Source organism: Vibrio sp. 1727 (genome assembly GCF_033344415.1).
Taxonomy (GTDB): domain Bacteria; phylum Pseudomonadota; class Gammaproteobacteria; order Enterobacterales; family Vibrionaceae; genus Vibrio; species Vibrio alginolyticus.
In genome coordinates, this window is record NZ_JAWPOT010000028.1 from 37,044 (window position 1) to 49,554 (window position 12,511).

Below are 12,511 nucleotides of genomic sequence, written 5' to 3' on the forward strand. Positions count from 1 at the left end.
AAATTGCCTTAACATCACATGAACTCTAACAAAACTAGGCTTTAGGGCAGTATATGTCTGGGGAAAATGACACAAATGAGATTCAACGTATCTGAATTGGCTAAAAACGTATGCTGCGCCGCCGCGTTGTGTGCTATGAGTTTGAGTGCTAATGCCGCGCTGAGTTTGGAAAAGCAGCGCGAAGTATATGAGCAAGCTCAAGATTTATTAGATAAAAATGACATCGATGGATACCTTTCGATTCGTCCTAAAATTTCTGACTATCCACTAACGCCTTATGTGGATTACCGCACTTTTATTAGACAGTTACCGGAAAAGTCACCACAACAGGTGAACGAGTTTATTTCTGAGCACGAGTCTTTTCCATTTTCTCGTCGAGTTCGCGCTCCATACCTCAATCATCTTTATAAGCAAAAAGATTGGAAAACCATTACTGAGTTTCAAAAAGTCATTCCTAGTGGTGAGCGTTACCAATGTATTTTCTACGTCGCTCAATTAAAGCAAGGCAAGAAAGTCGCGGCATTTAAAGGGGCTGAACATATGTGGTTACGTGGCATCAGCATTGCTGATGAGTGTGACCCATTATTTGCAGCATGGGACAAGGCGGGTGAGCGTACCGATGAACTGATTCTACAGCGTATGTTACTGGCGTTTGATGCTCGTAATGGCGGTTTGATGAGTTACTTGCTCAAACTGCCTAAATCAGCGCAGGCAAAGCAACAAGCCAAAGAAATGAAAGCGCTGTTTGATAACCCTTCAAGTGTTGCGGAATTCGCGAAGAAAAAACCTGCGAATGATTTTAATCGAGCGCAAAGTGAATATGCGTTAGAAAAGTTGGCTCGTATGAACACTAGCCAAGCTCAAGGTGCGTACGATGTCGTCATTAAAGGACAGAAGTTTTCTCCAGAAAAAGCGCAAGAACTTGCCGACTATATTGCATTTCGATTGACTCGTACGGAGTCTGAGTTATTAGCTAAATGGCGCGATGATAAAACGAAAACCAGTCAGTACTTACCGTTGATTGAAACGCGCATCCGCTTAGCGATTCAAAATGCAGATTGGAAAGGCGTACAAGAGTGGATTGCTGTTCTAAATAAAGAAGAACAAGCCACGCTACGCTGGCAATATTGGCTTGGAAGAAGTGAAATTGCGTTAGGTGATGACATCGCGGGGAAACAGCGTTTAGCAACTCTGCTTGGGCAACGAAACTTCTACAGTGTGGCTGCCGCCAATGCAATCGGACAATCAATCAAATACCCAACGCATACGGTTAAGTTGGATAAGAAAGTTGTTCAACCCTATCAAGACTCGCTAGCTCGTATCGAAGAGTTGATCGCGACGGATAAAATCGCAGCAGCGAAGAGTGAATGGGCACACTTACTGCGCCGCGTAGGGAAAGATGAAAAGGCGATGTTGGCGGCTTATGCATCATTTAAACGTTGGCATAACCTAACGGTGACCGCGAGTATTCAAGCGCAGATGTGGGATAATATCGAACTTAGGTTCCCAATAGCACACCGCTGGTGGTTTAACTTTTATGCGAAAAAGCACAACATTGATCCCATCACGATGATGTCTCTCGCTCGACAGGAAAGTGCGTTAGATGTTGAAGCCCGCTCTCCAGTCGGCGCTCGTGGTCTTATGCAGATTATGCCTGCGACGGCGAAGTACACGGCACGTAAATATAAGTTGAGTTATCAAGGTACTCAGGATCTCTACAATGTAGGAAAAAATATCGAAATTGGTAGCCATTATTTGCAAGGTTTATTAGAGGATTACGATAATAATCGTATTTTTGCTCTTGCTGCTTATAATGCAGGTCCTAACAGAGTAAAAACGTGGCGAGAGCGTACCCAAGGAAAAGTGGATGCTTATGCCTTTATTGAGGCAATTCCATTTAAAGAGACGCGCGGTTATGTACAAAACATCTTGATGTTTGAAACATACTATCGTGATCTTTTGGGTATCGATGGCGCGTTCTTGAATCAACATGAGATCAATACCAAGTATTGAGTGAGGTAACTTGATGTCGCACGAACCCGAGTACAAAGACTGGCAACAGATTATTGAGCTAATTCGAACAAGTATGGGCACCCAGCAAGATGACATGCTGTTAACTATGCTGATGTCACGTGATGAGAGAGAGTCATTAATATCACGCGTTAATATAATTAACGAACTTCTTAAAGGAGAATTATCTCAACGTCAGATCAGTCAGATGCTTGGTGTGGGCATTGCCACCATTACTCGTGGCTCTAACGAACTAAAGTCGAAATCTGATGAAGAAAAAGACAAGTTGAAAGTCTTGTTAGAACAAGTTGCGGTATCTAAGTAGACAGTATATCCAATTTGCTTTTAGGCCTTGGTGTTACAATTGACTAAGATAACGTATTACAAAGGGCGGAAATATCCGCCCTTTTGCGTATCTAGAGAATAGGCTGAGTGTTATAAATTTGAAGGAAAGTGCTCAGGGTTTGTGAATGGAATTAAAGCCAGAATCAAGGCTTGGTGATAGACCGAGCTTCGAGTTAGCTGGTTTTGGGTTAGTAGGCTAATAGCGCCACCTTTCTGTTTGATATTATCAGTACCAAACACTTCGTCCATTACATCTCCCAATTCATTCGCATCCTTGAGTTTTTCCAAGACTTTTGGCGGCAACATTAAGCTTGCAGAACGAGATTCACCGCGGTGAGTCTCTGATTCAACCACCATCCAAGCAAACGTCACGTTTGCTTCAATTCCCGCTTCGAGACCGACATAGTAATCCGCGTTTGGCATCTCTACTTTTGCGTTTTTAACGCGGTTTAGCGCACCACGATGAGTTTCTTCATTCGTCATGGGCTGATCTGCGACCTCACTCGGTACACTGATGCCAACGAAGTTGAACTCTTGATGCGGAAATGCATTACGAAATGCACTTTGAACTGCATTAATTTTGGCTGGGTTTAGCGATGCGATTACGACTTTTTGGGTTGCCATGATCTTTTTACTCACTAGTGTCTATTAACTCAATTTTACTTGCGTAGGCTTTACGTTCTCACTCGGGTAACAGCCTAATACTTTCAAGTGCTTAGTGATTTTTGTTAGCTCTTCAAGTGCCTGTTGCATTTCTGTCGAAGCAAGATGTGATGTCAAGTCTACGTAGAACATCTCTTCCCACGGGTTCCCCATAATTGGGCGTGATTCTAGCTTGGTCATATTGATGCCGTAACGTTGCAGCACTAATAGTGTTTCAACCAATGAGCCTGCCTCTTGGGAGGTCGACATGATCAATGTGGTTTTTGCTGGAATCTGAGTAGAAACTTCAACCGGTTTACGAGCAACCACGATAAAGCGAGTATGGTTTTCGGTTTGGTTTGCGATGTTGCCTTGAATTGCTTGCAAGCCATATAGCTTACCGCTTGATGCATTACCAATTGCAGCCACATCATCACGATCCATCTCTTGGACTTTCTGCATTGCATCTGCTGTGCTCGCGCAGGACTCCAGCTTTACCCCTTTCATACGGCTTAAAAACTCACTGCACTGTTGGTGTGGCTGAGGGTGAGAATACAGCGTTTTAATATCTTCCAGACGAATGTCTTTTTTCGCAACCAAGCAGTGTTCGATTGGTTGAGTTAGCTCTCCAACGATGTAAAGCGTCGTGTGTTGTAGTAAGTCATACACTTCATTAATAGAGCCTGAGCTGGTGTTTTCGATTGGCAGAACGCCATAATCAGCATGGCCAGATTCAACCGTTTGAGTCACTTCTTTAAAGTGCTCGCAGTTGAGCTCGATAAGCTCCGTATTTTTACGACTGAAGTATTCGCGACTTGCCAAGTGCGAATAAGAGCCTTTGGCTCCTAAAAAAGCGACGCGAGCAAGTGGCTTACGGCTTTGCTGTGGGTTAACGAGATTTTGCAGATAACTTTGTTGAAGCAGAACTGAGTCTTCAATGATGGTATGGAAAAGTTTGGTGATGTACTGCGCGTCAAGTTCGTATTTATCTTGGCCATTAGAAATCAGCTTGACCAATAATTGCTGTTCACGGACGGCGTCGCGAACAGGCTTTGAGGTTTGTACTTTGCTTTTGGCTACTTCAATGCTGAGTTTACGGCGCTCAGACAATAAGCTGAGAAGTTGGTCATCCAACTCATTCAAGCGTAAACGAATTTCTTCGAGGGAAATAGGTTGGTCAGTCATCAATTCTTTCCTTATAAAAAAGCCTCCCGATTTGGGAGGCTTTCTGTTTGTTTTTGACTTTTCTTTCACAAACGAGTTCGCCCCTCCAACTATGGGAGGAAAAAGAAGTCAAAAATAAACAGTGAGGTTAAATGCATAAATAGTGCTTAATTTATGAGTGTTTAAACACAATAAGCAAGGCTGGGGAGAGCGTCAAGCAAAAAAATAGCGCCTTTCGGCGCTATTTCCTCAATCTGTTCAGTTTACTCTTCTTCTTCCACTAGCTCAGGCTTACTTGCACGTCGAGCTTCAGGTTTGTGGGTCAGCTTGTTCAATTGTCGTTCTAGTTTTTGCTCCACTTCGTTGATAGCTGCGTAAAGATCTTCGTGAGTTGCTGAGGCAATGAGCTGGCCTTTAGGAACTTTGATAACCGCTTCGAATTTCTTCTGTTTGTTTGGTTCCTCACTGAAAGTTGCTTGGCAACCAATTAGGTCTACTTGCCATTTCTCCAGTTTTTTAAATTTGCTCTCAATATGAGCTCGGATTGCAGAGGTGATTTCGATGTTTTTGCCAGTGATATTCATTGTCATAAGTGTTTTTCCTCTGTTGCATCCCTCATGGGTTGAGTTCAGATTACCGCTTTAAGCATAAAAAAATGTGATTCAGATCATTATTTTGCTCGGGTTTTTTATGATGAAAAATGAATGTGATCTCACTCAAGAACTTCTGAGATTTATCGTGAAATTGCTTGTTATCGGTTAGTAAATCCGTAGATTGGATAGAGTACTCAGCTGAAAACGGCCTCGTTTTTAGGGAAGTTTTACGGCCTAATATTTGAGGTGGTTAAAATTTAACTACACGTAAGGTGTGATGACGATCACTGAGTCTCTCCAATGAATCCATTTAAAAAGCCGCTTACTGTACAAGCGGCTTTTTACTGTCTGGCATTTGGCTGACTTTTCGTAGCGGTATCATGAAAATGGGGTCTTTTGGGGCTAGTGAAACCCTTTCTAGACTTTTGACTTGGTCCAAACTTTCTAGTTGTTTGTATATTATGTAGTAGCGATTAATGCTTGTGACGTACCCAACCGTTGAGCTTAAACTTTTCCGCATAACGACTTCAACGTTATTAAACCAAACATTAGGATCGTAACCTTGTTGGGCTGCACGCTTACGAATACGCTCTACATTGCCGGGGCCCGCATTGTAAGCCGCCAATGTAAAGTAGAGTTTATTTTGTGCAGTAATATCAGGGTCACTGAAGTACTGCTTACGCAAAAAAGCTAAGTATTTCACTCCAGCATGAATGTTGTTTTCTAATTGTCGAACATTTTTGATATTGATATTCGGATCTTGAGCGGTGCTAGGTAGGACTTGCATTATGCCAACGGCACCTCGACTTCCAACTAGGTCGTTATTAAATCCTGATTCCTTGTAAGCGATTGCAGCGATCAGTAAATAGTCGATATCGTATTTCTCACCATAGCGTGAAAATAGCGCCGCGAGTTTTGCTAGTTGAGCAATTTTCTTAGGGTTAAGAGCTCTGTTCAACCATCCCGTATTATCGATGTATTTACCGTAAATAACGTTACCGAGTAGTGTCCCAGAGCGAGACTTCTGGATGAACTTATTCACGACGGCTTTTAATTTGGGACTATTTTCTCGCATTGCCCAAGCAATTTTGCCATTTTTGCGGATAGGGATTTTTTTGTGAACCCGAATATCATCCATCACTTTCAGCCAAAGCTTGGCTTTATGGCTATCGAGAACAATGGCTTTGACGTAACCATTGTTGAGCATTCCGACCAGCTCATAATCTTGAAGTGTTTCTTCAATAAAGTGCACGATAACAGGCGGTAAGCCTTTTTTGTTTAGTTTCTTATTTAGTGTCTGAATGCTTTCAAAGTAGCTAGAACTGGCGCGCACCCAAATCTCTTTGCCGCTCAATTGTTCGATTTTCGTCATCGCTGGTGTGCTTTTGTTTGTCACTACCCACTCTTGAATACCAGTGAGGATGGGTGAACTGAACTCCACTTTCTGTTTGCGCGTGTCGGTAATAGTCAGGTTGGCGACAACTAAGTCACCTGAACCGTTTTCTAAGGCTGGCAGTAGCTGGTCGCGGGCAACAGGAATAATTTGTACGTTAAGCTTTGGTTTGAGTTTACGAAGGTCTTTTTCGAAATGCGCCAGCAATTCCGCGCCTATGCCTTTTGGTGTGCCGCCCTCAATGTAGTAAAAGCCTAAATCAGCAGAAACTAAGACGCGCAGTACATTCTTCTCCTTGATGACATCGAGGTCCCCGGTATAAGGAGGCTGTTTGAGCGGCGAGATTTGCAGTGCGCAAACGGAAGCAGACAATAGGAGCAGCATAACTGCGCAAAGCTTAGATATCGTCACGTTCACATCCTTTTTATAAAGGGGGGAGGAGAACTTTAAGCATATGTGGAGCTAGGAAGATCATCAAGAAAGGGCTGAATACACTATTGAGAGTAATAAAAAACCGCCACGGTAAAAACGGTGGCGGTTCAGTTTAAAGCAAGTTCAATTACTTCACAGGGTTGAGCTCTATAAGCTTTTCAGTTCTTGCTACGGCGTCTTCCAAACCAAGTTGCTTGTAGGCCTCTAGCTGGATAGTCAGTGACTTACGTGCAGCTTCTGTGTCTGGATACGCTTTTTGTAGCTCTTGGCTGCGATTAATAGCAGCGACCCAAGCTTCACGGCGAAGGTAGAAGTCAGCAGTCGCTAAATCATAGTTCGCTAGACGGTTTTTCAGCGCAACCATACGTTTTTGTGAATCTTCTGCATATGGGCTATTCGGGTAGCGTTGAAGTAGTTTTTTGAAGTCATCAAACGCTTTTTTTACCGGTTCAGGATCGCGATCGCTTCGATCTACGCTGAATAAATCATGCATAAAGTTACGATCTTGCGCCATGTGGCTTAGACCTCGCATGTACAGCACCCAATCCATCTTTTCATGGGTTGGGTTTAAACGCATAAAGCGAGAAATGGTTGCCAAGCCCAAAGCAAGGTCGTCGTTTTTGTAGTACGCATAGATTAGGTCAAGCTGCACCTGTTCTGAGTAGGCACCGAATGGGTAACGTGAGTCTAATGCTTCCAGTTTCTCAATTGCAGAAAGCCAATTACCACTTTGAAGAGAAATCTGTGCGTCTGCATACAGTTCCGAAGGCGGCACATCAGGAACGATTTCTTCTTTGCTTGCACATCCAAACAGAAGGGATACCGCTAAAAGGCCTGTTAAAGTCTGACGTTTCATATCAGGAGTCTGTTCCTTGAATCTAAATATTTCTTAAGCTGCCGTTACTTTCTTTCCAGTAACAGATACAATGACGTAATAGTCTATTTTTTCACAGTCGTGAGCATTAGTCTCACAGTTTTTAAAAAAGTTCGATATGGCTCAGCAGATTGTATTAACAAATACCGTAAAAGATAGCCAGTTAGGTCAACGTTTAGACCAAGCTATCGCCGAATTATTCGCGGACTTCTCTCGCTCGCGCCTAAAAGAGTGGCTGCTTGATGGGAAAGTTCAAGTTGATGGTGAAGTTGTCACTAAACCTCGTACCAAAGTAATGGGTGGCGAGGAAATTACATTGCAAGCCGAGTTAGAAGATGAAGAACGCTGGGAAGCGCAAGATATCCCGCTAGATATCGTCTATGAAGATGAAGATATTATCGTTATCAACAAACCTCGTGACTTTGTGGTTCATCCGGGCGCTGGTACGCCTGATGGCACTGTACTTAATGCGTTGTTGCATCATTACCCTGATATTGCAGAAGTACCTCGTGCAGGTATCGTGCACCGTTTGGATAAAGACACAACGGGTTTGATGGTGGTGGCGAAAACCGTTCCTGCACAAACTCGTCTGGTTCGCGCACTGCAAAAACGTAATATTACTCGTGAGTACGAAGCGATAGCTATTGGTCGTATGACAGCGGGCGGTAAAGTGGATCAACCTATTGGTCGTCACTCTACTAAGCGCACGCTTATGGCGGTAGCACCAATGGGCAAACCAGCAGTAACGCACTACCGTGTTGCTGAACGCTTCCGCGAACACACGCGTATTCGCTTGCGTCTAGAAACGGGTCGTACGCACCAGATTCGTGTGCACATGTCTTATCTTCAGCATCCGCTGCTCGGTGATATTGCATATGGTGGACGTGCTCGCATCCCGACAGGTGCGTCTGAAGAGCTAACGGCAATGATCCGTGGCTTCGATCGCCAAGCATTGCATGCAGTAATGCTGCGCTTTGAGCACCCAATTACGGGCGAAGTTCTTGAGTTTCATGCCCCTGTGCCTGATGACATGGTTGTGATGACTGAAGCGCTTCGTCAAGATACAGAAGAGCACGGCTTACCGGAAGAGTTCTAATATGAAGAGAATCATTCCGAATTGGCCAGCGCCTAAAAATGTCAAAGCTTTCGCCTCAACACGCATAGGCGGATTTTCGACAGGCCCTTACCAAGGGCTAAATTTAGGTGCTCACGTTGGGGATGATTTGTCTTTAGTAGAGAAGAACCGAGCTTGGTTGGCGCAACAGGCAAGCATGCCAAATGCGCCAATCTGGTTAAACCAAACGCATTCAACCGTTGTGGCTCAAGCAAATGAACCAACAACACAGGTGCTTGATGCGGATGGTGTATTTACTTCTTCAAGCCATGTTATTTGTTCAGCGATGACCGCCGATTGTTTACCTGTATTATTGACTAATACACAAGGTACGCAAGTAGCCGCTGTTCACGCAGGTTGGCGCGGCTTAGCAAATGGCATTGTCGAAAATGCGTTAGCGTTGTTTTCTGGTGAAGTGATAGCGTGGCTTGGCCCCGCCATTGGCCCTCAAGCCTTCGAAGTGGGTGAAGATGTTCTGCAAGCTTTTGTTGATTTTGATTCACAGGCGAATCAAGCATTTGCTCCACGCGATATCGACGGTAAATGGTTTGCTGACATGTCGGTGCTGGCAACGCAACGTCTAAACCGGGCTGGTGTGACACAAGTGTTTGATTCTGGACTTTGTACTTACCAAGATAAAGCCTCTTTTTACTCTTATCGCCGTGATGGTAAGACTGGTCGACAAGCAACCTTTATTTGGATCGAAGACTAGCTATAAGCACCAAAGTGCTAAGATGCATACTACTATTTTTGCAAAGCTATCTTTATTCATTCACTCCCTTGAAATTCCCCACCCGAGTATCCATCTTTCTAACTGTCAAAAGAATTTCCTTTAGTTGAGGTTAGGAAGGTAGATATGCGTCTTGATCGATTCACAAGTAAGTTTCAAATCGCTATCTCTGATGCTCAATCACTAGCGTTAGGGCGCGATCATCAATATATCGAGCCAGTTCACCTCATGGTGGCTTTGCTTGATCAAAATGGCAGTCCAATTCGTCCATTGCTTACTATGCTGGATGTGGACGTAACGCATTTACGCTCTAAATTGAGTGAAATGTTAGATCGATTACCAAAAGTCAGTGGCATCGGTGGGGATGTTCAGCTCTCTAGCTCGATGGGCACATTGTTTAACCTGTGTGACAAAGTGGCGCAAAAGCGTCAAGACTCCTATATCTCGTCTGAAGTCTTCCTGCTTGCCGCTTTAGAAGATCGCGGACCATTGGGGCAATTGCTCAAAGAGATCGGCTTAACAGAGCAAAAAGTCAGCCAGGCAATCGAAAAGATCAGAGGTGGTCAAAAGGTCAATGATCCGAATGCAGAAGAGCTTCGTCAAGCATTGGAAAAGTTCACCATAGACCTTACCGAACGTGCAGAGCAAGGTAAATTGGATCCGGTTATCGGCCGTGATGATGAAATCCGTCGTACTATCCAGGTATTGCAGCGTCGTACTAAAAACAACCCTGTGATTATCGGTGAACCAGGCGTAGGTAAGACAGCAATTGTTGAAGGCTTAGCGCAGCGCATAGTTAACAATGAAGTACCTGAAGGTCTGCGTGGTCGCCGTGTGCTATCACTGGATATGGGCGCACTGGTTGCTGGCGCGAAATACCGTGGGGAATTTGAAGAGCGTTTAAAATCAGTATTGAATGAACTTGCTAAAGAAGAAGGCAACGTCATCCTCTTCATTGATGAACTACACACTATGGTCGGTGCTGGTAAAGGTGAAGGCTCAATGGATGCGGGCAACATGCTAAAACCGGCATTAGCTCGTGGTGAGCTGCACTGTGTTGGCGCAACAACATTGGATGAATATCGTCAGTACATCGAAAAAGATGCAGCATTAGAACGTCGTTTCCAAAAAGTGCTGGTGGATGAGCCGACCGTTGAGGATACCGTGGCGATTTTACGTGGCTTGAAGGAGCGTTATGAGCTTCATCATCACGTCGAAATTACTGACCCAGCGATTGTTGCTGCGGCGAGCTTGTCACATCGCTATGTCTCCGACCGTCAGTTGCCGGATAAAGCGATCGACTTAATCGACGAAGCGGCTTCAAGCATTCGTTTACAAATTGACTCTAAGCCGGAGTCCTTGGATAAGCTTGAGCGTAAAATCATCCAACTCAAAATTGAGCAGCAAGCACTAAGTAACGAGCACGATGAAGCGAGTGAAAAGCGTTTGAAAGCGCTTAATGAAGAACTCAATGAAAAAGAACGTGAGTACGCTGAACTAGAAGAGGTTTGGAATACAGAAAAAGCAGCTCTTTCTGGCACTCAACATATTAAGTCTGAGCTTGAACAAGCTCGTATGGACATGGAGTTTGCTCGCCGTGCTGGCGATCTAAACCGTATGTCGGAGCTTCAATATGGTCGTATTCCTGAACTTGAGAAGCAGTTAGATCTTGCAACCCAAGCTGAAATGCAGGAAATGACGCTATTGCGTAATAAAGTAACCGACAACGAGATTGCAGAAGTACTTTCTAAGCAAACCGGCATTCCGGTATCCAAGATGCTAGAAGCGGAAAAAGAGAAACTACTTCGTATGGAAGACGTGCTGCATAATCGTGTGGTAGGGCAAAGCGAAGCGGTCTCTGTTGTATCGAATGCCATTCGTCGTAGTCGAGCTGGGCTTTCTGATCCAAACCGACCAATTGGCTCCTTCTTATTTTTAGGTCCAACTGGTGTGGGCAAAACAGAGCTTTGTAAGACACTTGCGAGCTTTATGTTCGACAGTGAAGATGCGATGGTCCGTATCGATATGTCTGAGTTCATGGAGAAACACTCAGTGGCAAGGTTGGTTGGTGCACCTCCAGGCTATGTCGGATATGAAGAGGGTGGTTACTTAACTGAAGCGGTTCGTCGCAAGCCGTATTCGGTAATTTTGTTAGACGAAGTAGAGAAAGCGCATCCGGATGTATTTAACATTCTGCTGCAAGTTCTCGATGATGGGCGTTTAACGGATGGTCAAGGTCGTACTGTTGACTTCCGTAATACGGTTGTGATCATGACATCTAACTTGGGTTCATCTCGTATCCAAGAGAATTTCGCAACATTAGACTATCAAGGTATCAAGAGTGAAGTGATGGATGTGGTTAGCAAACACTTCCGCCCAGAGTTCTTGAACCGTGTTGACGAAATCGTGGTGTTCCATCCACTTGGTCAAGAACACATTAAGTCCATTGCTTCTATTCAATTGGAACGTTTGGCGAAACGACTAGAGGAGAAAGGCTATCAACTAGAAGTTTCCGACAAAGCGCTCGATTTGATCGCTCAAGTTGGTTTCGATCCTGTGTATGGTGCGCGTCCTTTAAAACGTGCAATTCAGCAGAATGTCGAGAACCCGTTAGCCAAATCAATTCTTTCTGGTGAAATCGTTCCAGACAAGACAGTGCAGCTAATTGTTACTAATGACCAAATTTGTGCTCATCAATAATTGTATGGATACAGTAAAATTGAGATAAAAATCACACTAAAGGGGCCGTTTGGCCCCTTTTCTATAGTTTTTTAGAGTCTTTTGTCTGTTTTCTATACGAATAAACTAAAAAGGTGAGTTTTTTTAAAAAATGCACTTGTGTTCTTTAATGAACTCCCTATAATGCGCCTCCGTTGTCACGGGAAAGCAAGTGAAGCGGAACCTAAACAACTACGGTTAGTGAGTTAAAATTAACTCGCAGATAAATAACTTAAAAAAGTGTTTGACACGATAAGTTATCTAGCTAAAATAGCCGTCCACTTTGAAGAGAACTTCGAAGTGTGCTCTTTAAAAATATAGACCTATCAATCTGTGTGGGCACTCGTTGATGATAATCCAATTAGAAGCTTAGGCTTCAAATTAGGTTTCAATGATACGAAGTGACCATTGAATCGAAAGATTCAGCACAGTCAATTCAAACATTACTTATGTAATGTTCAGTATTCATTGAGCCGAACAAAATCTTAAATTGAAG

General features: G+C 43.9%; 10 protein-coding genes and 1 other annotated feature. Of the genes, 5 read left to right on the forward strand and 5 right to left on the reverse strand.

Features of this window, described 5'->3' with window-relative positions:
• Window positions 1–66 precede the first annotated feature (66 nt).
• Both R8O10_RS20935 and trpR read left to right on the forward strand, forming a co-directional pair.
• On the forward strand, window positions 67–2,013 hold the full coding sequence (locus R8O10_RS20935; RefSeq protein ID WP_412035169.1) for a transglycosylase SLT domain-containing protein: 1,947 nt from the start codon (window positions 67–69) through the stop codon (window positions 2,011–2,013).
• Between the two features lie 13 nt (window positions 2,014–2,026).
• Entirely contained in the window at window positions 2,027–2,335 is a 309-nt protein-coding gene (gene trpR, locus R8O10_RS20940) for a trp operon repressor (RefSeq protein ID WP_005381892.1), read from the forward strand.
• A gap of 110 nt (window positions 2,336–2,445) precedes the next feature.
• On the opposite strand, the gene yjjX is transcribed toward trpR, so the two are convergent.
• The 5 genes from yjjX to bamD all read right to left on the reverse strand — a co-directional run bounded on the left by yjjX (window position 2,446) and on the right by bamD (window position 7,435).
• A complete protein-coding gene (gene yjjX / locus R8O10_RS20945) occupies window positions 2,446–2,979 on the reverse strand; it encodes an inosine/xanthosine triphosphatase (RefSeq protein ID WP_005381891.1) in 534 nt (177 codons plus the stop codon).
• 24 nt (window positions 2,980–3,003) lie between these two features.
• Complete coding sequence (gene pheA, locus R8O10_RS20950) at window positions 3,004–4,182, reverse strand: prephenate dehydratase (protein WP_017636154.1); 1,179 nt, start codon at window positions 4,180–4,182, stop codon at window positions 3,004–3,006.
• Between the two features lie 12 nt (window positions 4,183–4,194).
• Window positions 4,195–4,316, reverse strand: a sequence feature (Phe leader region).
• Between the two features lie 108 nt (window positions 4,317–4,424).
• A complete protein-coding gene (gene hpf, locus R8O10_RS20955; protein WP_005381889.1) occupies window positions 4,425–4,751 on the reverse strand; it encodes a ribosome hibernation-promoting factor, HPF/YfiA family in 327 nt (108 codons plus the stop codon).
• A 325-nt stretch (window positions 4,752–5,076) separates the two neighbouring features.
• On the reverse strand, window positions 5,077–6,558 hold the full coding sequence (locus R8O10_RS20960) for a lytic transglycosylase F (RefSeq protein ID WP_318191700.1): 1,482 nt from the start codon (window positions 6,556–6,558) through the stop codon (window positions 5,077–5,079).
• 148 nt (window positions 6,559–6,706) lie between these two features.
• Window positions 6,707–7,435, reverse strand: a complete 729-nt coding sequence (gene bamD / locus R8O10_RS20965; protein WP_005381876.1) for an outer membrane protein assembly factor BamD — start codon at window positions 7,433–7,435, stop codon at window positions 6,707–6,709.
• Window positions 7,436–7,571: 136 nt separating this feature from the next.
• On the opposite strand from bamD, the gene rluD reads away from it, so the two are divergent.
• The 3 genes from rluD (at window position 7,572) to clpB (ending at window position 11,997) form a co-directional block, all read left to right on the forward strand.
• Window positions 7,572–8,549 (forward strand): 23S rRNA pseudouridine(1911/1915/1917) synthase RluD, encoded by a 978-nt coding sequence (gene rluD, locus R8O10_RS20970; protein ID WP_005381875.1) that lies wholly within the window; start codon window positions 7,572–7,574, stop codon window positions 8,547–8,549.
• A gap of 1 nt (window position 8,550) precedes the next feature.
• Window positions 8,551–9,279, forward strand: coding sequence for a peptidoglycan editing factor PgeF (pgeF, locus tag R8O10_RS20975; RefSeq protein WP_017636152.1), 729 nt, complete (start codon window positions 8,551–8,553; stop codon window positions 9,277–9,279).
• 144 nt (window positions 9,280–9,423) lie between these two features.
• Window positions 9,424–11,997, forward strand: coding sequence for an ATP-dependent chaperone ClpB (gene clpB, locus R8O10_RS20980; protein WP_005381873.1), 2,574 nt, complete (start codon window positions 9,424–9,426; stop codon window positions 11,995–11,997).
• Window positions 11,998–12,511: the final 514 nt, after the last annotated feature.